This window comes from Kitasatospora sp. NPDC101183 (genome assembly GCF_044767945.1).
Taxonomy (GTDB): domain Bacteria; phylum Actinomycetota; class Actinomycetes; order Streptomycetales; family Streptomycetaceae; genus Kitasatospora.
Map to the genome: position 1 here is coordinate 84,277 of NZ_JBIWOW010000027.1, position 24,894 is coordinate 109,170.

General features: G+C 74.3%; 17 protein-coding genes. 3 read left to right on the forward strand and 14 right to left on the reverse strand.

Annotation, left to right across the window (positions count from 1 at the left end; translation table 11 throughout):
* Positions 1–28 precede the first annotated feature (28 nt).
* The 4 genes from ACIRRS_RS30865 to ACIRRS_RS30880 all read right to left on the reverse strand — a co-directional run bounded on the left by ACIRRS_RS30865 (position 29) and on the right by ACIRRS_RS30880 (position 3,971).
* The gene (locus ACIRRS_RS30865; protein ID WP_402977629.1) at positions 29–430 is read right to left on the reverse strand and encodes a hypothetical protein; all 402 of its coding nucleotides are present in this window, start codon (positions 428–430) and stop codon (positions 29–31) included.
* Entirely contained in the window at positions 427–795 is a 369-nt protein-coding gene (locus ACIRRS_RS30870; RefSeq protein ID WP_402977632.1) for a WhiB family transcriptional regulator, read from the reverse strand. The genes ACIRRS_RS30865 and ACIRRS_RS30870 overlap by 4 nt, the downstream gene beginning before the upstream one ends.
* 169 nt (positions 796–964) lie before the next feature.
* Positions 965–1,426, reverse strand: coding sequence for a hypothetical protein (locus ACIRRS_RS30875; protein WP_402977635.1), 462 nt, complete (start codon positions 1,424–1,426; stop codon positions 965–967).
* A gap of 283 nt (positions 1,427–1,709) precedes the next feature.
* The gene (locus ACIRRS_RS30880; RefSeq protein WP_402977638.1) at positions 1,710–3,971 is read right to left on the reverse strand and encodes an ATP-dependent DNA helicase UvrD2; all 2,262 of its coding nucleotides are present in this window, start codon (positions 3,969–3,971) and stop codon (positions 1,710–1,712) included.
* Positions 3,972–4,174: 203 nt separating this feature from the next.
* Between ACIRRS_RS30880 and ACIRRS_RS30885 the strand changes: the two genes are divergently transcribed.
* Positions 4,175–4,429: a mycoredoxin gene (locus ACIRRS_RS30885; RefSeq protein WP_402977641.1), complete on the forward strand. Its 255-nt coding sequence runs from the start codon at positions 4,175–4,177 to the stop codon at positions 4,427–4,429.
* A gap of 28 nt (positions 4,430–4,457) precedes the next feature.
* Here the strand turns inward: ACIRRS_RS30885 and ACIRRS_RS30890 are convergent, their stop codons facing one another.
* The 6 genes from ACIRRS_RS30890 to ACIRRS_RS30915 form a co-directional block, all read right to left on the reverse strand.
* Entirely contained in the window at positions 4,458–5,297 is an 840-nt protein-coding gene (locus tag ACIRRS_RS30890) for a GntR family transcriptional regulator (RefSeq protein WP_402977644.1), read from the reverse strand.
* A 231-nt stretch (positions 5,298–5,528) separates the two neighbouring features.
* The gene (gene nudC, locus ACIRRS_RS30895; protein WP_402977647.1) at positions 5,529–6,470 is read right to left on the reverse strand and encodes an NAD(+) diphosphatase; all 942 of its coding nucleotides are present in this window, start codon (positions 6,468–6,470) and stop codon (positions 5,529–5,531) included.
* Between the two features lie 58 nt (positions 6,471–6,528).
* On the reverse strand, positions 6,529–7,932 hold the full coding sequence (locus tag ACIRRS_RS30900) for a dipeptidase (protein WP_402977650.1): 1,404 nt from the start codon (positions 7,930–7,932) through the stop codon (positions 6,529–6,531).
* 147 nt (positions 7,933–8,079) lie between these two features.
* Entirely contained in the window at positions 8,080–10,944 is a 2,865-nt protein-coding gene (locus tag ACIRRS_RS30905) for an ABC transporter permease (protein WP_402977653.1), read from the reverse strand.
* Entirely contained in the window at positions 10,941–11,702 is a 762-nt protein-coding gene (locus tag ACIRRS_RS30910) for an ABC transporter ATP-binding protein (protein WP_402977656.1), read from the reverse strand. The genes ACIRRS_RS30905 and ACIRRS_RS30910 overlap by 4 nt, the downstream gene beginning before the upstream one ends.
* A gap of 54 nt (positions 11,703–11,756) precedes the next feature.
* Positions 11,757–12,389, reverse strand: a complete 633-nt coding sequence (locus ACIRRS_RS30915) for a PadR family transcriptional regulator (RefSeq protein ID WP_402977659.1) — start codon at positions 12,387–12,389, stop codon at positions 11,757–11,759.
* 78 nt (positions 12,390–12,467) lie between these two features.
* Between ACIRRS_RS30915 and ACIRRS_RS30920 the strand changes: the two genes are divergently transcribed.
* Positions 12,468–13,436, forward strand: a complete 969-nt coding sequence (locus ACIRRS_RS30920; RefSeq protein ID WP_402977661.1) for an endonuclease/exonuclease/phosphatase family protein — start codon at positions 12,468–12,470, stop codon at positions 13,434–13,436.
* Between the two features lie 3 nt (positions 13,437–13,439).
* Here the strand turns inward: ACIRRS_RS30920 and ACIRRS_RS30925 are convergent, their stop codons facing one another.
* From ACIRRS_RS30925 to ACIRRS_RS30940, 4 genes are all read right to left on the reverse strand, one after another.
* Positions 13,440–14,528 carry a PP2C family protein-serine/threonine phosphatase gene (locus tag ACIRRS_RS30925; protein ID WP_402977664.1) on the reverse strand — a complete coding sequence of 363 codons (1,089 nt, stop codon included), beginning with the start codon at positions 14,526–14,528 and terminating at the stop codon, positions 13,440–13,442.
* A gap of 284 nt (positions 14,529–14,812) precedes the next feature.
* On the reverse strand, positions 14,813–18,028 hold the full coding sequence (locus ACIRRS_RS30930; RefSeq protein ID WP_402977667.1) for a UvrD-helicase domain-containing protein: 3,216 nt from the start codon (positions 18,026–18,028) through the stop codon (positions 14,813–14,815).
* A 157-nt stretch (positions 18,029–18,185) separates the two neighbouring features.
* Positions 18,186–21,500 carry an ATP-dependent helicase gene (locus ACIRRS_RS30935; RefSeq protein ID WP_402977670.1) on the reverse strand — a complete coding sequence of 1,105 codons (3,315 nt, stop codon included), beginning with the start codon at positions 21,498–21,500 and terminating at the stop codon, positions 18,186–18,188.
* Positions 21,501–21,605: 105 nt separating this feature from the next.
* Positions 21,606–21,992, reverse strand: a complete 387-nt coding sequence (locus ACIRRS_RS30940) for an MGMT family protein (RefSeq protein WP_402977673.1) — start codon at positions 21,990–21,992, stop codon at positions 21,606–21,608.
* A 135-nt stretch (positions 21,993–22,127) separates the two neighbouring features.
* Between ACIRRS_RS30940 and ACIRRS_RS30945 the strand changes: the two genes are divergently transcribed.
* Positions 22,128–24,803 (forward strand): flippase-like domain-containing protein, encoded by a 2,676-nt coding sequence (locus tag ACIRRS_RS30945; RefSeq protein ID WP_402977676.1) that lies wholly within the window; start codon positions 22,128–22,130, stop codon positions 24,801–24,803.
* The last annotated feature ends 91 nt before the right edge of the window (positions 24,804–24,894 follow it).

Below are 24,894 nucleotides of genomic sequence, written 5' to 3' on the forward strand. Positions count from 1 at the left end.
ACAGGGGAGGACCTGGCGGCGGAGCCTGTTACATCAGGGCGACGGCGAGCGCCTTGCGCGCCCGCAGGGAGGCCCGCTCGGCCCGCTGCCGGAGCTTGCGGGCCCGGACCACCCGGGTGACGAGGCGTTGGTTCTCGGCCTCGTGCAGCCTGTCTTGCATATGCGCCCGGGCCAGGGATTCGTGGAGGAGTTGCATTTCGAGGGTCCTGTTCTGGATCTGAAGTTCGGTGGTCTGCTCTGCGCGGACGGTCGGATCGATGGCGGCGGGGGTCATGTGGTGGTCCTGCTCGTGGTGCGTGCTCGGAAACTGGACGGTGTGTGCTGCTGCGTCGGCCTTGGCGGCGGCGATCCGTACGGATCGGCGCAGGGCGCTGTCCAGCGGGGGCTGCTCTCCCCGGCGGACGACCCTTGCGGCATGGGTGGGATTCACGCCATGACCTCGGTCTTGCGCGGACGCCCACGGGGCCGCTTGCGGGCCACGACGACACCCTGGACGAACAGCTCGCCGCCCCAGACGCCCCACGGCTCGCGCCGCTCCAGCGCGCCGGCGAGGCAGGCCTCCTTCACCGGGCACGTGCCGCAGAGGGACTTCGCGTACTCGACGTCGGCGGGCGTCTCGGCGAAGAAGACCTCCGGGTCGAAGGCGCGGCAGGGGATGGGGAGGCCGAGGGCCTCCGCCTGCTCGATCGAGTTGAGCTGCATGAACGAAACCTCCGGGGGGTCGGCCTGGTCGGCCTTGGTGTTCTGGCTTGTCGTCGGTACGGACGGGGTGGGCGGTGTGATGACCGTGGACACTGTGGGCGTCTTCCTCGTCTTCTCAGTGGTTCCGGCTCGGTGGACTGGTGGTGCCGGGCCGGAGGCCCCGGAGGGCCTGGGTGGTCTTGCGTACCGGACAAAACAGAAGGGCCGCGAATCCCGGTGGTGACGGGTTCCGCGGCCCTGGAGGTGCCGACCTGAGACTGGCTCAGGTTCGTTCTCTCCAGGGTTCGGGGCCGCGGAAGGCCCGCATCCGGATGGCCTGGGCGCCGGTAATGGCGGCCTGGGCCAGTTCGATCTGCTGCTCGTTCTGCTTCTTCTGGGGGTTTCCGGCACCGATGACCCGCGCATAGCCGCCATGCTCGGCGGCGGCTACGGCCGCCTTCGGTGCCAGGGTCGGTCGCTCGTCGCACATCAGGTTCGACGTGCCGAACGACGCCCAGCCGCGGGACAGACCGGTCTCGACGGAGGTGCCCTCGACGCTCCTGCCACCCGTGACGCAGAGATCAGTGTGTCCAAGCGCACTGACAGCGGGGGCGACGGAGACACCAGCGGTGTCGAGACCCAGACCGGTTCCACCGAGCTCGGCGAGCGCCCGCAGGCGGGCGGCACGCAGGGAGGCAGCGACAACGGTCTGGCCAGTCAGTTTGGTGTTCGTCATGTTTCCCATTGCCTTCGCCTCCTCTCGGCGTCTCGCGGAGCCCGGTCTCCCAGGCTCCGAATCTTCGGATGTCTGTCTCGGTGAAGCTGTGTGGCCGCTGCGGGCCGTGAGGCCCGTGCAGCTCTGTGGCCTCGGGGATTCGGCACAGGTGTGACCCGTGCGATCCAGTCCCCTTGACCGCTCCGGCAGGCTATTGCGCTCCCGGTACGCCGCGCAAACTATTTTTCACGAGCGCGTTTCGCCATGTGTCGGGAAGTCCCCCGAGCGGTACCTGGACCGCGCCCGCACCGGCTCACGCCGGATCGGCCGGCTCGCCGTCCTCGACGTCGTCCGGTGCCTCTTCGGGCTCCTCCCCCGCACACAACGAGAGCACGGCGGCCCCGTACTTGTCCAGCTTCATGGCGCCGACCCCCGAGATCAGGGCCAGTTCCCGGGTGCTCCCGGGCACGTCCTCGGCGATCGCCATGAGTGTCGCGTCCGTGAACACCACGTAGGCGGGCAGGCCCTGCTTGCGGGCCTCGCCGCTGCGCCACTCGCGCAGGCGTTCGTAGAGGCCCTCGTCCATGGTGGAGGGGCAGTCCTCGCAGCGGCGCAGCTTGCGCTCGACGGCCTCGGTCAGGACGCGGTCGCAGACCCGGCACGTGACCGGGCCGCGGACCCTTCGGCCGGCGGAGCGCTCGCCCGCCTCGACGCTCCCCCGGCCGGCGCGGCCGCCGGTGCGCGCGCCGGGCCCGGAGGAGCCGGGGCGCAGCCCGTCGAGGAAGCGGGTGGGCTTGCGGGAGGCGCGGCCGCCCGGGGAGCGGGAGAGGGCCCAGGAGAGGCTGAGGTGCTTGCGGGCGCGGGTGACGCCGACGTAGAGGAGGCGGCGCTCCTCCTCGATCTGCTCGTCGGTCTTGGCGTAGATGATCGGCAGGGTGCCCTCGGTGAGGCCGACGAGGTAGACGGCGTCCCATTCGAGGCCCTTGGCGGCGTGCAGGGAGGCGAGGGTGACGCCCTCGACGGCGGGGGCGTGCTGGGCGGCGGCGCGGGCGTCGAGTTCGGCGACGTAGGCGGCGAGGTCGGCGCCCAGGCCTTCGGCGGTGCGGGTGCGCTCGAACTCCTCGGCGAGCCGGACGAGGGCGGCGAGGGACTCCCAGCGGTCGCGGACGGCGCCGGAGCCGGCGGGCGGCTCGGGGGTGAAGCCGCGGCTGGCGAGGACGGCGCGGACCTGGCCGGCGAGGTCGGGGGCGCCCTCGGTGAGCGGGTCGTCGGCGGCGCGGGCGGCGCCGCGCAGCAGGACGCCGGCGTCGCGGACCTCGGGGCGCTCGAAGAAGCGCTCGGCGCCCTTCAGCTGGTACGGGACGCCGAGGTCGGCGAGGGCCTGCTCGTAGACCTCGGACTGGCCGTTGGTGCGGAAGAGGACGGCGATCTCGCTGGCGCGGACGCCGGAGGCGAGGAGGTCCTTGATGCGGCGGCCGGTGGTCTCGGCCTCGGTGGGCTCGTCCTCGTACTCGGTGTAGACGGGTTCGGGGCCGGCCTCGCGCTGGGAGACGAGTTCGAGGCGGTGGCGGGCGGCCTCGCCGCGGGCCTGGGAGAGGAGGCCGTTGGCGAGGTGGACGACCTGGGGGGTGGAGCGGTAGTCGCGCACGAGCTTGACGACGGTGGCGTCGGGGTGGCGGGTGCGGAAGTTGAGGAGGTAGTCGGGGGTCGCGCCGGTGAAGGAGTAGATGGTCTGGCTGGCGTCGCCGACCACGCAGAGGCTGGCGCCGCCGCCGGGGCCGGTCCACTGGTCGAGGAGGCGCTGCTGGAGCGGGGAGACGTCCTGGTACTCGTCGACGGTGAAGTGCCGGTACTGGGAGCGGACCTGGTCGGCGATGTCGGGGCGGTCCTCGAGGATGGCGGCGGTGAGCAGCAGGACGTCCTCGAAGTCGATGACGCCGCGGCGGCTCTTGGCCTCCTCGTAGGTGCGGTAGACGCGGGCGGTCTCGGCGGGGTCGCGGGGGGCGTCGCGGCCGAGCTTGGCCACGGCGGCGGGGTAGTCGTCCGGGCCGATCTGGGTGACCTTGGCCCACTCGATCTCGGCGGTGAGGTCCCGCAGTTCGGTGCGCTGGACGCGCAGGCCGCAGCGGCCGGCGGACTCGGCGACGAGCTGGACCTTGCGTTCGAGGAGCTGGGGGACGGGGCCGCCGACGGCGCGGGGCCAGAAGTACTGGAGCTGGCGCAGGGCGGCGGCGTGGAAGGTCCGGGCCTGGACGCCTTCGGCGCCGAGCTGGCGCAGGCGGCCGCGCATCTCGCCGGCGGCGCGGGCGGTGAAGGTGACGGCGAGGACCTGGGCGGGCTGGTAGACGCCGCTGCGCACGCCGTAGGCGATGCGGTGGGTGATGGCGCGCGTCTTGCCCGTACCGGCGCCCGCGAGGACGCAGACCGGGCCCTGCAGGGAGGTGGCGACGGCGCGCTGTTCCGGGTCGAGCCCGGCGAGGACGGCGTCGGGGCCGGTGGCGGCGCCGGGGTCGGCCCAGCCGTGGGGGGCGTCGGACGGGCTGCCGCTCAAGAGGTCTTCCTGCATGCGTTCCATCCTCTCAGCCCGGTGGGACAACGGGGGCGGGGTTGTCCACAGGGGCGGTATGACCGGAGGATGATCGTTCCCGTTCCGCCGGGCCGTCCGGCGGGTGCGGCCGGAATGCCCGCGCTCCGGTGGGCGTTGCGGCTGTCGGACCGTACGACCCGGTTCGAACAAGGACCGGGCCGAAGCAGCCAGACCCAGAAGGAGCCTCCTCGATGTCTTCCGTGACGATGTACAGCACGACCTGGTGCGGGTACTGCAACCGCCTGAAGAGCCAGCTGGACCGTGAGGGCATCGCCTACACCGAGATCAACATCGAGCAGGACCCGGAGTCCGCGACGTTCGTGGAGTCGGTGAACGGCGGCAACCAGACGGTGCCGACGGTCCTGGTGACGCCGCAGAGCGGCGGCGAGCGGGTCGTGATGACGAACCCGAGCCTGATCCAGGTGAAGAAGGCGCTGGCCGCCTGACCCGCGCCCGGGGGCGGCGCGCCGGGGTTCAGGGCGCGTCGGCCCGGGCGGGGTCGACGGGGGCGGAGGGGGCGGGCAGGGTGGTGCGGGCGCCGAGGTCGCCGACGCCGTAGACGAGCCGGCAGCGGTCGGCGGAGTAGCGGGTCTCGATGACGCGGACCGGCCCGCGCCGGTCGTAGGTGACGCGGGTCTGGACGACGAGGGGGACGCCGGGGCCGCCCTGGAACCACTGGGCCTCCTCGGGGCCGGGCATCCGGGCGACGAGGTGGTCGACGGCGCCGATCTCGGTGCGGCCGAGGGCGGCGAGGACGGCTTCGTCGCCGCCGTCGACGGGGTCGGGCTCCATGAGCGGGGTGCCGGCGGCGAGTCCGGCGCGGTAGTGGCTCTCCTCGATGGAGTAGGGCTCGCGGTCGAGCAGGCGCAGCTGGCGGCGGACGACGATGGCCTCGCCGGGGCGCAGTCCGAGGCGTTCGGCGATGTCGACGCGGGCGCGCACGATGGTCATCTCGAAGTCGGTGCCGAGTTCGCGGCCGGCGTCGGCGGCTTCGCCGAGGTAGACGGCGGAGGGGGAGGCCAGGCAGTCGCGGCCGGCCGGGGCGGTGGTGGGGCCGTAGGCGCGGTGATCCAGGACGGGGTGTTCGCGCAGGTAGGTGCCCTTGCCCTGGAGGCGGACGAGGCGGCCTTCGTTGACGAGGACGTCGACGGCGAGGCGGACGGTGTTGCGGGCGACGCCGTATTGGCGTTCCAGTTCGCTCTCGACCGGGAGGGCGGACTCGGTGGTGAATTCGCCTTCGGCGATGCGGCGGCGCAGGTCGGCGGCGAGGCGCTGGTATTTGGGGGATTGGGCGGTGCCCCTCGGAATCGTCACCCGAGTGAATGTAGCGAGCGCGGCGGCGCGTTTTCAGTCGTTTCCGGCGATTTCGTCCTGGCGGGTCGACCGTGGGGCTTCCGGGACTCCTGGTGGTAGCAGAACTGGCCCGTCCGGCCACGAACGGCGGTTTCTCCGGGGGGTCGGGAACGAAAACGGGGGGCGCGCGATGGGAATCGCACGCCCCCCTCCAGGCATTCCCGGGAGATCGCCCGTGGAATTCATACAGGATTACCAGCGGGCCGCCGCGGGAAGCGGTTCGCCGTACCAGAGCTCGACCAGGTGGCGGGCGATCGAGATCCCGGAGGGCGGCAGGATCTCCCCCGCCGCCATCCCGGCCCGCAGCTCCTCGCGGGAGAACCAGCGCGCCTCGGCCAGCTCCTCGCCGTCCACGGTGATCCCGGTGCCCTCCGGCAGGGCGCGGCCGCTGAAGCCGAGCATCAGGCTGGACGGGAAGGGCCAGGGCTGGCTGGCGACGTAGCGCACCTCGCCGACGCGCACGCCCGCCTCCTCCTGCACCTCGCGGCGCACGGCCTGCTCGATCGACTCCCCCGGCTCGACGAATCCGGCCAGCGTGGACCAGCGGCCCTCCGGCCACAGGGCCTGGCGGCCGAGCAGGCAGCGGTCCTGCTCGTCGGTGATCACCATGATCACGGCCGGGTCGGTGCGCGGGTAGTGCTCGGCCGCGCAGGAGGTGCAGCGCCGCACGTGCCCGGCGCCGGCCTTCTCGGTCGGGTGGCCGCAGCGCGAGCAGAAGCTGTGCAGCCGGTGCCAGTGCTCCAGGGCGACGGCGTGCACCAGCAGCCCCGCGTCCCGGTCGGACAGCAGGGCGCCGACCTCGCGCAGCCCGGCGGGGCGGGCGTCGCCGTCCAGGCGCCCTGGCAGGGTCTCCCCCGCGAGGGCGAAGTACGAGACACCGTCCTCGTCGGTGCCCAGGAAGTACCGGTCCCCGCCCTGCGGCGCCTCGAAGGAGGGCATCAGGACGAGCTCGGTGCCCTGCGCGGTGTCGACGACGAAGGCCTCGCCCCCGGCGATCGGCAGCACCCGGGTGGTCGGGTGGCTCCAGGCGGCGGCCAGCCACGGCTCGTCGAAGCGGTGCTCGGCCGCCCGGTCCACCCCGGCCCGGGCCAGGGCCAGGTGCGGGGCGGGATCGGTCTCAGGCACGGTGCTCACGTCGTTCCATCCCCAGTTGATGAGTCATCCGGATGAGTGATCTGACGGCCGGGGCGCGTCACGCGCCGGGCCGGAAGTTCTCGGCCAGGTCGCCCCACAGGTACGCGGCGGTCTCCACGCCCTTGGCGAGCAGGTCCAGCTCGACCTTCTCGTCCACCGAGTGCCAGCCGTCCGAGGGCACCGAGATGCCGAGGAAGAGCACCGGGGCGCCGAGCACGTCCTGCAGGTCGGCGGCGGGGCCGGAGCCGCCCTCGCGGGTGAACAGCACCCGCTTCTCGAAGGCCCGCTCCATCGAGCGGACGGTGGAGCGCAGCGCCGGGTGGTCGAGCGGGGTCAGGCAGGGCCGGGTGGCGCCGGGGAAGACGATCTCGTGGCGGATGCCCTCGGGCACCCGCTCGGCGACCCAGGCGCGCACGGCCTCGCGGACCTTCTCGACCTCCTGCCCGGCGACGAGCCGGAAGGAGAGCTTGAGGTGGGCGGAGGAGGGGACGATCGTCTTGCCGCCGGGGCCGGTGTAGCCGCCCCAGATGCCGTTGACCTCGGCGGTGGGGCGGGCCCAGATCCGCTCCAGGGTGGAGTACCCGGCCTCGCCGCGCAGCCCGTACGACTTGGCGACGCGCAGCCACCGCTCCTCGTCGAAGGGCAGCTCGGCGAAGAGTTCGCGCTCGCGGTCGGTCAGCTCGACGACGCCGTCGTAGAAGCCGGGGACGGCGACCCTGCGGTCGGCGTCGTGCAGGCCCGCGGCGAGTTCGGCGGCGACGGCGGCCGGGTTGGGGACGGCGCCGCCGAAGGAGCCGGAGTGGATGTCGGTGTCGGGCCCGTACAGGTCGACCTGGGCGTCGGCGAGGCCGCGCATGCCCGTGCAGACGGTCGGGGTGTCCTCGGCCCACATGCCGGTGTCGGAGATGATCACGACGTCGGCGGCGAGCCGGTCGGCCTCGCGGCGCACGAGGGCGGCGAAGTTCGGGGAGCCGGACTCCTCCTCGCCCTCGATCAGGAGCTTGAGGTTGACGGCCGGCGCGGTGCGGCCGGTGGCGGCGAGGTGGGCGCGCACGCCGAGGGTGTGGAAGAAGACCTGGCCCTTGTCGTCGGCCGCGCCGCGGGCGTACAGCCGCTCGCCGACGAAGGTGGGGGTGAACGGCTCGGTGGCCCAGCCGTCCTCCTTCGCGGCGGGCTGCACGTCGTGGTGGCCGTAGACCAGGACGGTCGGCGCGGACGGGTCCCCGGAGGGCCACTCGGCGAACACGGCCGGCAGGCCGTCCGTCTCCCACACCTCGGCGACCGGGAAGCCGGTGTCGCGCAGCTTGGCGACGAGCCACTCGGCGGAGCGGCGCACGTCGCCGGCGCGCTCGGGGTCGGCGGAGACGGAGGGGATGGCCAGCCACTCGCACAGGTCGGTGAGGAAGGCGGCCCGGTGCTCGGCGATGTGGGAGCGGACGGCGCTGTCCGGGGTTCTCGTCATGACGACGACTGTAGTTCGCCCGTGCGGGTGCCCGCCCCGGCCGTCCGCCCGCCGGGCCCGCTCGCGCCTGTAACGTCCATCACCCCCGCCGCGGCCGGGGCGCGCGACGGGAGTGGCGGGGGCGGAGCGGGCTCAGCCGGACCGGGCTCAGCCGGAGCGGCGCAGCAGGGTGATCCGCGAGCGGGTGAGCAGTGCCGCGAGGCCGGCCGCGAGCAGCGGCAGCAGGACGACGACGGCGAGGACCGTGGTCCAGGGGAAGACGATCAGGGACTTGTTGGCGAGCTGCTCCGCGCTCATGCCGGGGTAGCCGGTGGAGTTGAGTTTGCGCAGGGCGATGGCCGGGACGACGCCGCAGACGGTGCCGAGCAGGGTGCCCATGGCGGCGATGACGCCGCACTGGAAGCCGGAGAGGCTTCGGCGGATGCGCGGTTCGGCGCCGACGGCGGCGAGCGTGGTGAGGTCGCGCTGGGAGTCGGCGGCGGCCAGCCCCGTGGCGATGCCGGCGGCGCCGAGGGCGACGAGGGCGGCGAAGCCGTTGAGGCCGAGGGAGATGAGGTCGCCCTTGTTCTGGTAGCCGCGTTCGATGTCCAGCTGGTGGTAGTCGGTGTACTTGCCGATGGCGCCGGCGGCCTTCTGCTCGGCGGCGTCGCTGGGGGTGCTGCCGGGCAGCCAGACGGAGCCGGCGGGGCTGGTGGTGAGGCCGAGCCGGGTGGCGGCGGCGGTGCTGATGACGGCCTGGCGGTGGGAGGCCAGGACGGGCGTGGCGACGACGGCGTCGACCTGCACGTCGGTCGGCGCGGCGCGTTTGACCTCGTGGGAGTTGACGTCCATGGGCTCGTACAGGCGCAGGGTGACCTTGCCGTCCTTGTCCACGTAGTCGGGGTCGAAGACGACGGCCTTGCCGCCGTCCAGGGCCTGGACGGCCGCGGGGTCGGTGACGCCGTAGAGATTGCGCAGGAGGCCGGCGTCGCCGGAGGTGAGGTCGCCGAAGCGGCTGCCCCGGCGTTCGTCCTGCTTGCAGCGCGGGTCGGTCTCCAGGACGCGGTTGTACTCGATGCCGGTGACGGTGTCACCGAGGTCCTGGGCGGGGCAGCGCTTGTCCTTGGGCTTGATGACCATGACGGAGCCGCAGCTGGCGTCGCCGGTGCAGTCGCCCTTGTAGTTGACGCGCAGGACGTCGGCGCGGGGGCCGAGGCCGGGGATGCTCTGCTCGACGGCCTCGCGCATCTGCGGGAGCATCGTGCGGTTGACCGTGGGGCCCCAACTGCCGCCCAGCATGACGGCGTTGGCGGGCCCGGCGGGGACGTAGTCGCGGCGGTACTCCTCCTCGCCACTGGCGATGTAGATGCTGACGGCGACGGAGCCGGCGACGGCGGCCATGACGGCGGCGACGGCGGGCGCGGTGCGGCCGCGGTGGCGCACGGAGTCGCGCAGGGCCAGGCGGGGGCCGAGGGGGAGCCAGCGGCCGAGCCGGCCGAAGAGGCCGATGAGGAACGGCGTGAGGACGACCATGCCGAGTTCGGCGAGCGCGGAGCCGCCGATGACGGTGAGGCTGCGGTTGGTGGACTCGCTGGTGGCGCCGAGCAGGGCGGTGGCGCCGCCGCCGCCGAGCATGAGCAGGCCGAGGACGGCGAGGCGGCGGCTGGGCGGCTTGACGGAGTCGCGGCTGGTGAGCGCGGAGACGACGTCCTGGCGGGAGGCCTGGACGGCGGGGACGACGGCGGCGAGCAGCCCGGTGACGAGGCCGACGGCGAGGATGCCGAGCAGGTCGAGCGGCTGGACGTTGAAGTGTCCGAAGCGGGAGCCGGCGCGTTCCTCGGCGGCGGTGCGGAACAGGGCGGTCAGTCCGAGCCCGACGGATATGCCGACGGCGGCGCCGGTGAGGCCGAGGACGATGCCGCCGCCGAGGACGACGGCGCGCACGTTGGCGCGTTCACCGCCGGCGGCGGCGAGCAGGCCGAGCTGCCGCCGGGAGCGCCTGGCCCCGACGGCGAAGGCGGGGCCCGCGAGGAGCACGATCTCCAGCAGGGCCATGCCGACGACGGTGCCGAGCATGACGACGGAGGTGCGGTTGAAGAAGGAGGGCCGGTCGCCGCTGCCGCGCCGGTCGGCGTCGACGTAGAAGGGCACGTCGGCGCGGGCGGGCGGGTCGAGCAGGACGGCGCGGGAGGTGGCGGTGAAGCCGTAGGTGTTGAGCTCGACGACCTTGGGCCAGTCGAGGGCGGCGCCGGCCGGGAGCTTGACGAGCCAGTGGTTGACGGTGCCGTTGTCGGTCTTGTGGTTGTTGCGGCTGTTGTCGGCGCTCTTGGCGAGGGCGCCGAGGAGGGCGCCGGGGCGGGCGACGATCTCGGTGGAGTTGAGGTCCCCGGGGTACTCGACGGAGCCGGTGATGGTGAGGTCCGTGCCGTCGAGGCCCTGGACTCCGGTGCGGTCGCCGATCTTGAGCCCGGAGCGCTGGAGGAACGCCCTGGTCACGGCGACCTGGTTGTCGGCGGTGGGGGCGGCGCCGTCGACGAGCTTGACGGCGCCCTTCCAGAGCGGGTCGGCGAGGTCCTTCTCGGTGACCTGGACGCTGAGCAGCCCCTCGGCGCTCTTCGCGGCGCCGTAGTAGGTGTCGGGCTGGGGGACGAACACGGTGCCCGGGGGCAGCAACTGCCGCGCCAGTTCGGCGGGTTCGGTCTCCTGGCTGCGCTTCTGGGCGGGGGTCGGCTCGACGGGCTTGCCGGAGGCGTCGCGGCCGGGGCTGGGCATCATCATGCCGTTGTCCGGGTCGGGCGCCTGGAGGACGCTGGATCCGCGCTGGGACATGCGCAGGTCGGCGTCGGCCTGGCCCATGACGCGCACCGCGCGTTCGCCGGGCGTCAGTTCGCCGCTTCGGTAGAAGACGTCGGCGCCGGTGACGCCGAGGACGGGCAGGGCGACCATGGCGATCACGAGGGCGCTGCGGCCCTTGGAGCGCAGGGCGTCCCGTCGGGCCATGCGCAGGGCGACCCGCCAGGCTCCGATCCTCACTCGTCCACCTGCTTGCTGTTCGCGGCGGCGGCCACGAGGAGGCTGGCGGCGTCCTGGCTGACGGACTCGTCGACCATCTTCCCGTCGCGCAGGAAGACGACGCGGTCGGCCCAGGCGGCGTGCCGGGCCTCGTGGGTGACCATCATGGCGGCGGCGCCGGCGTCGCAGCGGGCGCGCAGTACGGCGAGGACGGACTCGCCGGTGGTGGAGTCCAGCGCGCCGGTGGGCTCGTCGGCGAGGACGAGGCGGCGCTCGCCGATGAGGGCGCGGGCGATGGCCACGCGCTGCTGCTGGCCGCCGGACATGTCGTCGGGGAAGCGGTCGGCGAGTTCGAGGATGCCGAGTTCGGAGAGCGCGGCGAGGGCCTCGCGGCGGGCGGCGCGGGTGGAGAGGCCGTCCAGTTCGCGGGGCAGGGAGACGTTCTCGGCGGCGGTGAGCGCCGGGATGAGGTTGTAGTCCTGGAAGACGTAGCCGATGGAGCGGCGGCGGACCTGGGCGAGGCGTTTGCGGCTGAGGCCGCCGAGGGCGACGCCCTCGACGAGGACCTGCCCGTCGGTGGGGCTGTCGAGGCCGCCGGCGAGGGTGAGCAGGGTGGACTTGCCGGAGCCGGAGGGGCCCATGACGGCGACGAACTCGCCGGGGTGGACCTTGAGGTCGACGCCGCGCAGGGCCTGGACCTCGGCGGCGCCCTGGCCGTGGACGCGGGTGACGTTCTCGAGGTGCAGCACCGGTTCGTTCCGGTGTGGGTCGTGGGACACGATTCCCCCCTTGTTGCTGGGTGTGCGCTCGGGTCGGGGCCGAGCGGTGCGGTTCTAGCGGCGGGTGCGGCGCAGGCCCTTGGCGGGCGCGGGCCGTTCGGCGACGCCGTCGCGGGCGGCCTGGGCGGCGCGGGCCTGCCGGAGTTCGGCCTGCTTGGCGAGCCGGGTCTCGCAGTGGTCGAGCCAGCGGATCTCGGCCTCGGTCTGGAAGATCAGCTGGTCGAGGACGAGCAGCCAGGCGAGGTCGTTGCCGGCGGTGGGCCCGTCGGCGGGTTCGGCGGCCAGGGCCCGGCCCTTGAGCCGGGTGTAGTCCTGGAGGGCCTTGATGCTGTGGCGGCGCTGGCCCTGGACGACGGCGGAGACGTCGACTCCGGGGACGGTGACGGCCATGGCGAGCTTGATCGCCAGTTCGTCGCGCGGCGGGCTGGTGCGGGGCACCGGGGTGTCGAACCAGGCGCGCAGTTCGGTGCGGCCGGCGTCGGTGACGGCGTAGAACTGGTGGCCCTCCTCGTCCTCCCCGGCGGGCTCGACGAGGCCGTCGCGCTCCAGGCGGGCGAGGGTGGTGTAGACCTGCCCGACGTTGAGCGGCCAGGTGGCGCCGGTGCGCGCCTCGAACTCGACGCGCAGCTGGTAGCCGTAGCGGGGGCCCTGGTCGAGCAGGGCGAGCAGACCGTGGCGGATGGACATACTCAGTATGTATACCCGGTATGCCCTGCCGCCTCAAGCCGCGCCCCCGCCCTCCGGCGAGCGGGTACCGTCGTCCGGGTGAGCCAGCTGCGCATCGCCACCTTCAACCTGCTGCACGGTCAGCCCCTGGCACCGGACGGCGCCCCGCGGCCCTACCCGGACGACCCGGGCGCCCCGCTGGCCGAGGCGGTCGCCGCGCTGGACGCCGACGTGCTGGCCCTCCAGGAGGTGGACCGCCACCAGGACCGCTCCGGCGGCGCCGACCAGGCCGCCGTGGCCGCCGCCGCGATGGGCGCCGCCGACTGGCGCTTCGCCGCCGCCCTGCACGGGCGCCCCGCCCCGGTGGCCGGCTGGCTGCCCGAGCCCTCCGCCCCCGGCGGCCTGCGGGTGTACGGGCCGGGCGAGACCGGCGACGGCGCCCCGCCCTCGTACGGGACCGCGCTGCTGACCAGGCTCCCGGTGCACCACTGGCGGGCCCGGCGCTTCGCCCCCGCGCCGTTCGGCCTGCCGCTGCGGGTCGCCGGCCGGCGCGGCCTGACCCCCGTGCCGGACGAGCCGCGCGCGGCCCTGGCGGCGGTGCTGGAAGGGCGGCACGGCCCGTTCACCGTGGTCGCCGCGCACCTGTCCTTCGTGCCCGGCTGGAACATGGCGCAGCTGGCCGGCATCCGCCGCTGGATCGCCGACCTGCCGCAGCCGTACCTGGTGCTGGGGGACTTCAACCTGATCGGCGCGGTGCCCCGCACGGTGCTGGGCGGGGCCACGGCGCTGGAGCGCAGCGCGCCCCGGGCGCAGGTGCGCCGGCTGCGCACGGCGCGGCGGGGGCGGGCGGCGGCCGAGCCGCGTCGGCGCCGGGTGCGCGAGCCGCGCGCCCGGCTGCAGGGCTGGTACGACCTGGCGCGCACCCCCACGTACCCCTCGCACCGGCCGGCGGTCCAGTTCGACCACGTGCTCGCCGTGGGCGTGCCGCGCACGGCGGTGGGCCCGGCGGCGGCGCCGCGCTCGGCGGTGTCGGACCACCGGCCGTTGCTGGTGGAGGTCTCGCTCTAGCAGCTAGTTCTGGTGGGTCAGGATGCCGGCCTGCTGGGGCAGGCCGGTGCCGCCGGCGGGCTCGTACTGCAGGAGCAGCATCGCCGCGTCGTCGCCGAGCTGGCGGCCGACGTGGCGCACCACGTCCTCGTGGAGGCGCTCCAGGACGTCCGCCGGGTGGCCGGCCGCGCAGCGCGGGAGGCGTTCGGCGAGCGGGTAGAAGGCGCCGGAGCGGTCGCGGGCCTCGATGACGCCGTCGGTGAACAGCAGCACCCGGTCGCCGCCGCGCAGCGTCACGCGGTGGACGGGCGGGCGGACGTCGGCCGGGTCGAGGACGCCCAACGGCGGTACGGTCTCGTCGAGTTCGAGGGGCAGGACGTCCCCGCCGCGCAGCAGCAGCGGGGAGGGGTGGCCGCAGTTGACGAGTTCGGCGGTGCCGTCCGGGCCGACGCCGATCAGCACCAGGGTGACGAACTCCTCCTCCACGCCCGGGTGGTCGTTCTCGTGCAGGGCCCGGTCGAGGCTGACGGCCAGCCAGCCGGCGACCTTGTCCAGGGCGGCCTCCTGGTGGGCGGCCTCGCGGAAGGCGCCGAGGACGGCGGCGGCGGTCTCCACCGCGCCGAGGCCCTTGCCGCGCACGTCGCCGACCACGGCCCGCACCCCGTGCCGGGTGTTGACGACCTCGTAGAGGTCCCCGCCGATGCGGGCGTGCGCGGCGGCGGCCTCGTAGTGGACGGCTGCCCGGACGGTGCCGACCTTCTCGGGGACGGGCCGCAGCAGGACCCGTCGGGCGATGGAGGCGACGAGTTGCGCGTCGGCCAGGGCCCGCTCCTGGCGCAGCCTCAGGGTGGCACTGACCCAGCCGATGGTGGCGACGAGCAGGATCGCGATGACGCTGGCGGCGTGCACGGACTGGCCCAGCGCGTCGCTGCGGAAGGCCATCAGGAAGGCCACGGCCTCGGTGCACAGGCCGATGACGAGGGGGTACCAGGTGCGGCGGCTGACCACGGCGGCCAGCGCGGGGACGGCGGTGAGGGCCGGTTCGACGGTCACCTCGGTGCCGCTGAGGTAGTCGAGGGCGACGATCAGCGCCATGCCGATGACGGGCAGCATGAGCGCCGTCCTCGGCCAGGTGCCGGTCGTGCCCGGAGCGGAGCCCGGGGTCGGCCCGGTGAACCGCTCTCTGATCCATCCGGTCGCGCTCAACTTCGGTCTCTCCAGCAGAAGTCGCCGGTGCCCGTGGGACACCTGCGGTGATGACTGAGGGTTAGGAGGCGTGGACCTCGCTGGTGGCCGGAGCACGGGGTTGACCGGTTACCGACCCCACAATAGGCGCGAAACGTGCACGACGCACAGGTTTCGGGCGTCGGCGTGATGAGTTGGATGCTCTCGGTGACTCATTCTTCACTGTTCCCGATCAGGAGCCGTTCCAACTCTTTTCGGTCGGGAAGTCCTTCCGGGCGGACGATCCGTCCGCTGCGGACGTACAGGAACGAGGCCGTGACCTGCTCGGGGTCGACGCCCGCCTGCTCGGCCCAGGCGAGCCGGTAGACCGCGAGCTGCAACGGGTCGGCACTCTCCTCGCGGTGGGTCTTCCAGTCCACCACTTCGTAGCGTGACGCACCACCGGATTCCGACACTGCGTCACCTTCGCGGTAGACCGCGTCGATCCGGCCGCGCACCACCCGCCCCGCGAGCACCAGCTGGAACGGCGCCTCCACCCGCAGCGGCCGGCGCCGGGCGTACGGGGTGCGCAGGAACGCCTCCTTGAGGCGCTCCATGTCCTGCTCGTCCTCGATGCCGTCGTCGTCGGCGCCGGGCAGCGCGCCGGGCTCGATCAGCAGCAGCGGCTCGATCCGGGACTGCACCCAGGCGTGGAAGCGGGTGCCGCGCCGAGCGGCGGGCTGGGGCGGGCGGGGCATCGGGCGGGCGAGGTCGTGGGCGAAGCCGTCCGGGTCGGCGGCCAGGCGCAGCAGCTGGGTGGCGGAGAGCGCGCCGGGCAGCGGCACCTCGCGGGCGGTGCGCCGGGAGCGCTCCAACTCGCCGAGCAGGGCGGTCAGGTCGCGGTCCCAGGAGGCGACCTGGCGCTGGTCCTCGACGGCCATCGGCTCCGCCTCGGGGGCGGGCGCCCCGGCGAGCCGGGCGCGGACGACCTCGGCGACGCGGCGGCGGGCGTGCTGGGCGGCGGGGTCGAGCGGCAGCGGCCAGGGGCGGTCGACGGGGGCGGCCAGCGCCGGGTTCTCGGCGCCCTTCTCCGGCTGCTCGGCCCAGTGCTCGACCTCGCCGTTGCCGGGCTCCTCGCAGTGCTCGCGCAGCTGCTCCAGGAAGGCGGACGGGCCGCGGACGGTCTTCTGGGAGGGCCCCCACCAGTGCCCGGAGGCCAGCAGCAGGGAGCGGGGGCGGGTGAACGCGACGTAGCCCAGGCGCAGTTCCTCGGTCGCGGAGTGCTCGGCGAGGCTCTTCCTGAAGGCCGTCATGGACTTGGACGTCCAGTCGCCGCGCACGTCGGGCAGGGTGGCGGCGTCGCCGCGCAGGGCGTGCGGGAGCACGCGCTTGGTGCTGGTCCAGCGCTCGCGCGGGCTGGAGGAGGGGAAGGCGCCCCTGACCAGGCCGGGGACGGCGACGACGTCCCACTCCAGGCCCTTGGACTTGTGGGCGGTGAGGACCTTCACGGTGTCCTCGCCGCCGGGGAGGCTGGAGTCGAGGCCGCGCTCGTACTCCTGGGCGGCACGCAGGAAGCCGAGGAAGGCGGGCAGGCCGGGGTCCCCGTCGAGGTCGGCGAAGGAGGCGGCGACGTCGAGGAAGGCGTGCAGGGTCTCGCGGCGGCGTGCGGCCAGGGCCTGCGGGGAGGCGGAGAGTTCGACCTCCAGGCCGGTGACGGTCAGGACCCGGTGCAGCACGTCCATCAGCGGGTCGGCCAGGGAGCGGCGCAGCTCGCGCAGTTCGCGGGCGAGGCGGGCGAAGCGCACCCGGGCCTCGGCGGAGAAGGGCAGGTCGTCGGGCTGGTCGCCACCCCCGTCGGCCGAGGCGGTCAGGAAGGTCTCGACGGCGTCGGCCAGCGAGACGACCTCGGTGGGGTCGGCCTCGGCGACGGCGGCGGCCAGCGCCTCTCCCCCGTCGCCCCGGTCGGTGCGCACCAGGTCGGCGGCGCGGCGCCCGAGCAGGGCGAGGTCGCGCGGGCCGATCCGCCAGCGCGGGCCGATCAGCAGGCGCACCAGCGCGGCGTTGGCGGTCGGGTCCTGGAGGACCTCGCAGACGGCCACCAGGTCGGCGACCTCGGGCAGTTGCAGCAGCCCGCCCAGGCCCACGACCTCCACGGGCACCTCGCGGGCGACGAGGGCGGCGTGGACGTCGGGGAAGGCGGCGCCGCCCCGGCACAGCACGGCGATGCGCCCGGGGGCGGTGCCGGTGCGCACCAGGTGGGCGATGGAGTCGGCGAGCCAGTCGATCTCCTCGGCGTGGGTGGGCAGCAGCGCGGCGCGCACGTAGCCGTCCCGCTCGGCGCCGGGGGCGGGGCGCAGCGCCTCGACGCCCTCGTGCATCGCGCGCAGGGGGGCGGCCAGACCGTTGGCGAAGGCGAGCAGCCGGCCGCCGCTGCGGCGGTTCTCGCTGAGCGCGTAGCGGTCGGCGGGGCTGCCGTCGGCGCGGGGGAAGTGGCGGGGGAAGTCGTCGAGGTTGGCGACGGAGGCGCCGCGCCAGCCGTAGATGGCCTGGCAGGGGTCGCCGACGGCGGTGACGGGGTGCCCTGCCCTGCCTCCGAACAGCCCTGCGAGCATGAGGCGTTGGGCGACGGAGGTGTCCTGGTACTCGTCGAGCAGGACGACCTTGAACTGGGCGCGCAGCAGCTCGCCGACCTCGGGGCGCTGCTGGGCGAGGCGGGCGGCGGCGGCTATCTGGTCGCCGAAGTCCATGAGCCCGGCGGTGTGCTTGCGGCGCCGGTAGTCCTCGACGAGGCGCAGCAGTTCGAGCCGGGCCCGGGCGGTGGCGGGGACGGCCCGCAGGTCGTCGTTGGTGAGCTTGACCCCGGCGAGGGTGTCGAGGAGGCCCTCGTCGTACGCGCGCAGGGTGTCGGGCTCGACGAGGTGCTCGGCGAGTTCGCCGTCGAGGGCGATGAGGTCGGCGACGAGGTTGGCGAAGGTGCCGGTGAGGTGCGGGAAGGGCCCCCGGGCGGTGCGCAGGACCTTGGCGGCGAGCTGGAAGCGGGTGGCGTCGGCGAGCAGCCGTACGTCCGGCTCGATGCCGATGCGCAGGCCGTGCTCCTTGAGCAGGCGCCCGGCGAAGGCGTGGTAGGTGGAGATCTCGGGCTCGCCGAGGGGTTCGGCCTCGTCGCGGTCGGTGACACCCGCCCGGGCGAGGGAAACGCGGACGCGTTCGGCGAGTTCCCCGGCGGCCTTGTTGGTGAAGGTGAGGCCGAGCACCTCCTCGGGGCGGACGGCTCCGGAGCCGACGAGCCAGACGACGCGGGCGGCCATCACGGTGGTCTTGCCGGAGCCTGCGCCGGCGACGATCACGGCGGGGGCGAGGGGGGCGCCGATGGCGGCCATCTGCTCCCGGTTGAACGGGATGCCGAGCAGCTCCTTGAGCTGGTCGGGATGGCTGAGCACGGCGGTCACCCCGCAACCGTAACCGGAGCTTCGGACACCCTTCACCTGCCGGGCTCCACTCGACGAGCCGTGCCCCGAGCCGAAGGGCGCGCCGGTGCCGAAAGGGAGAAGCGAGGGAGCGCCGACCGTCGGCACCGGGTCAGAGCGCCCGGAGGCGAGCGGGCACTCAGAGAAGCTGGGCCCCGTCACGCTGGGCGGAGCAGCTGCGGCGGAAGGAGCAGCGGTCGCAGCCGCCGCCGGTCTGCGGGACGAAGCGCTCGGCGAGGACCTTCCCGGCGGCCTCGGCGAGGAGGTTCTCTATCCACGGCTCGCCCTCGGGCGGCTCCTGGCGCTGGACCTTGGGGCTGTCCTGGTCGGCCTTGGCGGCGGCCTCGCGCAGATGGACGAGCTCGGCTCCCCCGACGGCCGGCGGCCCTCCGTCGAACCCCGGGAGTTCGTTGAGGGCCCCGGCCCGGACGGCGAGCTGGTAGACGGCGAGCTGCTTGTGCTCGGGCAGGGACTTGTCCGTGGGGATCTGCTTGCCGGTCTTGAAGTCGACGACGTACGCCCGCCCGGCGTGGTCCTTCTCGACGCGGTCCATGGAGCCGCGGATGCGCACGGAGACGCCGCCGACGTCGAGGGTGAGGTCGAAGCCGTGCTCGGTGGCGACCACGTCGCGGCCGCGTTCGAGGACGTGCCAGTTGAGGAAGCGCTCCAGCGCGTCGCGGGCGGCGGTCTTCTCCTGCTGGGACTTCCAGGGCGCGTCGAAGGCGAGGGCGTCCCAGACGGTGTCGAGGCGCTCCATGAGGACGGCGAGGTCGGCGGGGGCGCGGCCGGAGCCGACCTCGTCGGCGAGGGCGTGGACGACGTTGCCGAAGCCCTGGGCGGCGGAGCCGGGGGCGCGGGCCTTGACCTCCTTGTCGAGGAACCACTGCAGGGAGCAGTTCTCCAGCTGTTCGAGGCCGCTGCCGGAGAGCCGGACGGGCTGGTCGGGGCTGCGCAGCGGTTCGGGGGCGGTGGTGGGGTCGTCCAGGCCCCACCAGCGGTCGGGGTGGGCGGCGGGGACGAGCGGCACGCCCTCCTCGTCGGAGGCGGCGGCGAGGGTGGCGAGGCGTTCGGCGGCGGCGCGGCGCAGTTCGGGGCTGCGGGCGGGGTCGACGGTGACGGCGCGCAGCTCGGCGACGAGGGCGGCGACGGAGAGCGGGCGCCGGGGGCGGTGGGTGACGTCCTCGACGGTGACGGGCGGGGTCCGGCGCACGACGCGGCCCGTCCGCGGGTCGACGTCCTCGCGGTAGAGCTCGCGCAGGAAGCGGGAGGGCTCGTCGCCGTCGTCGGCGGGCGCCTTGACGGCGGTGACGACGAGGCGGTCCTTGGCGCGGGTGGCGGCCACGTAGAAGAGGCGGCGCTCCTCGCCGAGGAGGGCGGCCGGGGAGAGGGGTTCGGCGAGGCCGTCGCGGCCGATGCGGTCGGCTTCGAGGAGGGAGCCGCGGCGGCGCAGGTCGGGCCAGAGGCCGTCCTGGACCCCGGCGACGACGACGAGGCGCCATTCGAGGCCCTTGGAGCGGTGGGCGGTCATCAGGCGGACGGCCTCGGGCCGGACGGTGCGCACGGTGAGGGTGTCGGCGGCGATGTCCTGGGCGTCGAGTTCGGCGAGCAGGTCGAGGGCGCTGCGGTGGCCGGTGACCTGCTCCTCGGCGCGGGCGGCGGTCTCGAACAGGGCGCACAGGGCGTCGAGGTCGCGGTCGGCGTTGCGGCCGGCGGCGCCGCCGCGCAGGGCGGCGCGCTCCAGGCGTTCGCGCCAGCGGCGGCTGCCGTCCCACAGCTCCCACAGGGCGTCCTCGGCGGTGCAGCCTCCGGCGAGGCGTTCGCGGACCTTGCGCAGCAGGGTGCCGAGGTCGCGGGCGCGGCGGGCGTGCGCGGGGTCGAGGGCGACGAGGCGCTCGGGTTCCGCGAGGGCCTCGCGGATCAGTTCGCCCGCGGCCCGGGGGGCTCCGGGCAGTTTCTCGGCGCGCAGGGCGGCGCGCTCCTCCTCGCGCAGGGCGCGGCCGAGGCGGCGTAGGTCGGCGCCGTCGAGGCCGCCGAGGGGGCCGGTGAGCAGGGCGTGGGCCAGGTCGACGGTGAGCGGGTCGGGGGCGTCCGGGTCCCCCGCCTTGTCGCGGGCGGCCTGATCGGCGCAGACCCGCAGGGCGAGCAGCAGCTGGGCGACGGCGGGCTCCTCGCGCAGCGGCAGGTCGTCGCCGTCGATCTCCAGGGGGACTCCGGCGGCGCCGAGGGCCCGCCGCACGCCGGGGATGGAGCGGGCGCCGGCGCGTACGAGGACGGCCATCTCGCCCCAGGGCACCCCGTCCTCCAGGTGGGCGCGGCGCAGCAGGTCGGCGACGGAGTCCAGCTCGGCGCCGGGGGTCGGGTAGGTGTACACCTCGACCCGGCCGCCCTCCCGGGAGGGGAGCAGGGCGCGGTGCTGGGCGAGCTTGTCGGCGGGCAGCCGGCCCATCGGCATGCGGCGGGCGAGTTCGCGGGAGGCGGCGAGCAGGACCGCGCCGGAGCGGCGGGAGACGCGCAGCACCTTGACGTCGGCGGGGGCGCCGTCGGCGCGCCGGAAGGTGCGGGGGAAGTCGAGGATGCCGTTGATGTCGGCGCCGCGGAAGGCGTAGATCGACTGGTCGGGGTCGCCGACGGCGACGAGGTCGCGGCCCGGCCCGGCGAGGCGGCGCAGCAGCCGGACCTGGCTGGGGTCGGTGTCCTGGTACTCGTCGACGAAGACGACCTCGTAGCGCCGGCGCAGGTCCTCCTCGACGTCCTGGCGTTCGGCGAGCAGGACGGCGCGGTGGACGAGCTCGGCGTAGTCGAGGACGCCGCGCAGGTCGAGGACGTCGAGGTAGTCGGCGAGGAAGTGCGCGGCGGCGGCCCAGTCGGGGCGCTGGACGCCCTGGGCGAAGCGCTCCAGCTCCTGCTCGCCGAGGCCGAGCTCGCGGCTGCGGGCGAGGACGGCGCGGACCTCGTCGGCGAAGCCGCGGGTGGTGAGGCAGGCGCGCAGGTCCAGCGGCCAGGCGGTGCGGCCCCGGCCGGCCTTCGCGTCCTCGGCGCCGCCGGCCAGCAGTTCGCGGACCATGACGTCCTGCTCGGGGCCGGAGAGCAGCCGCAGCGGCTCGGCGTAGTCCTCGGGGGACTGGTGGGCGCGCAGCAGGGCGTAGCAGAAGGAGTGGAAGGTGGTGGCCTGCGGGGCGGCGGCGCTGGCGCCGAGGCGGCCGGACATCCGGTCGCGCAGTTCCATCGCGGCCTTGCGGCTGAAGGTGAGGACGAGGACCTTCTCAGGGTCGACGCCCTCCTCGATGCGGCGGGCGACGGCCTCGACGAGGGTGGTGGTCTTTCCGGTGCCCGGCCCTGCGAGGACGAGCAGCGGGCCGCCGCGGTGCTCGACCACGGCGCGCTGGTACTCGTCCAGCACGGGCGGGTCGGGCTGGGCGAGCGGGCTGCGCACGAGCCGGTAGGGGGAGGTCACTGACTGGTCCTGGGGTCTTTCGGGCACCTGAGGGGCGGGCCGGGGCCCATCCGGACGAGCGGGCCCGAGTGAGCCCGCCCGCATCGAGCCTACGATCCTGCCCCGTCAATCCCGTCCGCGTGGCGGTTTCGCCGCATCCGGTGACGTTTCGGCGCCGTCCCAGCGGGCCCGGCGCAGGTCGACCCGGGGCGGGTCGGCGAGCTCGCGCAGCGGGGTGCCCTCGTCACCGTAGTGGGCGAGGGCGCGGTGCTCGTGGCCGGGCAGCAGCCGCCCGTCCGCCCGGATCACCCGCCACCAGGGCACGGAGGCGCCGTAGAGTGCCATCACGCGGCCGACCTGCCGCGGGCCGCCCTGGCCGAGGTATTCGGCGACGTCCCCGTACGTCATCACCCTGCCGGGTGGAATCCGCTCGGTCAGGTCGAGCACCAGTTCGGCGAAGGCCGGAAGTGCACCCGGAGGGCCTTCCTCTGTCACGTCCGTCACCTGCGGCATTCTTCCGCACCGGGGCGCGGGGCAGGGCCGGTCCGTACGATCCGCCGCGCCCGATCCGGCCCCTGTCCAGCGCGGGGGCGCGGGGCATGCCACCATCTTCCGGGGCGGTGAGTGGTGATACGAGGACAAGACCAGATGACCGGGACGGCTGACGTGGGCGTGGAGAAGGACTCCGACGAGTCCTCCGCCGCCGTACCCGCGGAGCCTCCGGGAGGGCCGCAGAGCCCCTCGGAGGAGGAGCCCGCGGCCCCCGTCCCGCCCCAGGTGTCACTGGTCAAGACCAAGAGGGACCGGGCAGCGAAGGTCCCCGCCCCCGACCACGACCCCCTGGACGACGCCCCGCCGCTGGACGTCGACGAGCCCCTGCTCGCCGCCCGCGCGCACCGCCCGTCCGACCTGATCCGCTTCCTGGCCGGCGTCCTCGGCATCGTCGCCGTCTTCGTGCTGGCGGGCATCGCCACCTCGACGACCAGCGGCATCGAGCAGGACATCGCCACCAACGCCCCGCACTTCTCCGCGGTGCTGTCCACCATCACCGGCCTGCTCTCCAGCGTCGCCGTGCTGGCCGTGCCGCTGTCCTTCGCCGTCGAGCGGCTGATCAAACGCGACGGCCTGCGGGTCGCCGACGGCGTGCTCGCCTCGGTGCTGGCGTACGGCGTCTCGCTGGGCATCGACTGGTGGGTGGCCGAGGGCGCCTCCGACCACATCCGCGACGCCCTGACCCGGCTCGCGACCAACAGCAACGGCACCCTGACCGACCCGGTGCACGGCTACCTCGCGCCGGTGATCGCCTACATGACCGCCGTCGGCATGTCGAGCAGACCCCGCTGGCGGGTCGCCCTCTGGGCCGTCGTGCTGTTCAGCGGGATCACCGAGCTGCTCGGCGGCTACACCACCCCGCTGTCGCTGATGCTCACCGTGCTGATCGGCTGGTCCGTCGCCTACGGCACGCTGTACGCGATCGGCTCGCCCAACATCCGCCCCACCGGCCAGCACCTGATGATCGGCCTGCGCAAGGTCGGCTTCACCCCGGACTCCGCGCTGCGCGCCCCCGACGCGCCCGGCGGCACCCGCCGCTACCACGTCACCCAGCAGGACGGCCCGCCGCTGGACGTCCACATCATCGACCGGGAGCAGCAGGCCTCCGGCTTCTTCTACCGCGCCTGGCGCCGCCTGCGGCTGCGCTCGGTGGCCGTGCGCCGCAGCCCCCAGTCCCTGCGCCAGGCCCTGGAGCAGGAGGCGCTGATCGCGTACGCGGCCGCCGCCTCCGGAGCCCGGGCGCCGCAGCTGGTCGCCACCTCCGAGCTGGGCCCGGACGCCGCGATCCTGGTCTACGAGTACGTGGAGGGCCGCACCCTCGACGAGCTGGCCGACGAGGACGTCACCGACCGGATGATGGCCTCGCTGTGGCAGTCGGTGGCCGCCCTGCACGAGCGCCGCATCGCGCACCGCCGCCTGACCGGCGAGTCCCTGCTGGTCGTGGACGAGGAGACCGGCTGCCTGGTCAACCTCTCCGGCGGGGACATCGCCGCCACCGACCTGACCCTGCGCATCGACGTCGCCCAGCTGCTCACCACCTTCGCGCTGCGGATCGGCCCCGAGCGGGCCGTCTCCGTCGCCAACGCGGTGCTCGGCGCCGACCGGGTCGCGCAGGCCCTGCCGCTGCTCCAGCCCGTCGGGATGAGCCGCTCCACCAGGGTCGACCTCGCCAAGCTGACCAAGGAGCGCAAGACCGTCGCCCGGGCCAGGGCCCTGGAGCAGGTCGCCTCCGGCGAGCGCACCCAGCAGCAGGCGGAGGAGGACATCGCGGTCGCCGGCGAGGACCTGCTGAGCCGGCTGCGCGGCCAGATCCTCCAGATCGCCCCGGAGGCGCCGATGGCGCCGGCCAAGCTGGAGCGGCTCAAGCCCAAGACCCTGATCATGGTGATCGCGCTCACCTTCGCCGCGTACCTGGCGCTGACCACCATCAATCCGGCGCAGCTCAAGCTCTCCCAGATGAACTGGGCCTGGGCCGCGGCGGCCCTGCTCGCGGCGGCGTTCAGCTACGTGGCCGCGGCGATGAGCCTCACCGGTTTCGTCCCCGAGAAGCTGCCGTTCCGGCGCACCGTCGCCGCCCAGATCGCCGGGTCCTTCGTCAAGCTGGTCGCCCCGGCGGCGATCGGCGGCATGGCGCTCAACACCCGGTACCTGCAGAAGGCCGGCATCCGCTCCGGGCAGGCGGTCGCCTCGGTGGGCGCCTCCCAGCTGGCGGGCCTGGCCGGGCACCTGCTGCTGCTGTTCGCCTTCGGCCTGATCACCGGCAGCCAGACCAACGGGGACCTCTCCGCCTCCCGCGCGGTGATCATCGGCGTGCTCTCGGCCGCCGTGCTCGCCCTGGTGGTGGCGGCCGTGGCGCCGATGCGCCGGTTCGTGCTGGGGCGGCTGCGCTCGCTGTTCTTCGGCGTGGTGCCGCGCATGCTCGACCTGATGCAGACGCCCAGCAAGCTGATCACCGGCTTCGGCGGCATCCTGCTGCTGACGCTCTCCTTCACCGCCTGCCTGGACTTCTCGGTGCAGGCGTTCGGCGGCAACGTCAGCTTCTCGGCCGTGGCGGTGGTCTTCCTGACCGCCAACGCGGCGGGCTCCGCGATCCCCACCCCGGGCGGCATCGGCCCCGTCGAGGTCGCCCTGATCGGCGCCCTGACCGTCGCCGACGTCTCCCCCTCGGTCGCCACCCCGGCGGTGTTCCTCTACCGGGCGCTGACCTTCTGGCTGCCGGTGGTGCCGGGCTGGATCGCCTACAACGTGCTACAGCGCAAGAGCGCGCTCTAGGTGTTCTGTCCCGTGAGGTTGGGGATGCGGCTGGCGGGTGGCTTGCCTGCGAGTGCGGTGTGTCCGCGGTGGTGATTGTAGGTGTGGAGCC

Coding starts and splice junctions, on each gene's coding strand:
- ACIRRS_RS30940 (WP_402977673.1), bottom strand. CDS start 21,992: ATGCCGCAGGTGACGGACGTGACAGAGGAAGGCCCTCCGGGTGCACTT.
- ACIRRS_RS30945 (WP_402977676.1), top strand. CDS start 22,128: ATGACCGGGACGGCTGACGTGGGCGTGGAGAAGGACTCCGACGAGTCC.
- ACIRRS_RS30875 (WP_402977635.1), bottom strand. CDS start 1,426: ATGGGAAACATGACGAACACCAAACTGACTGGCCAGACCGTTGTCGCT.
- ACIRRS_RS30880 (WP_402977638.1), bottom strand. CDS start 3,971: ATGGAACGCATGCAGGAAGACCTCTTGAGCGGCAGCCCGTCCGACGCC.
- ACIRRS_RS30900 (WP_402977650.1), bottom strand. CDS start 7,932: ATGACGAGAACCCCGGACAGCGCCGTCCGCTCCCACATCGCCGAGCAC.
- ACIRRS_RS30885 (WP_402977641.1), top strand. CDS start 4,175: ATGTCTTCCGTGACGATGTACAGCACGACCTGGTGCGGGTACTGCAAC.
- ACIRRS_RS30925 (WP_402977664.1), bottom strand. CDS start 14,528: ATGCTGCCCGTCATCGGCATGGCGCTGATCGTCGCCCTCGACTACCTC.
- ACIRRS_RS30915 (WP_402977659.1), bottom strand. CDS start 12,389: ATGTCCATCCGCCACGGTCTGCTCGCCCTGCTCGACCAGGGCCCCCGC.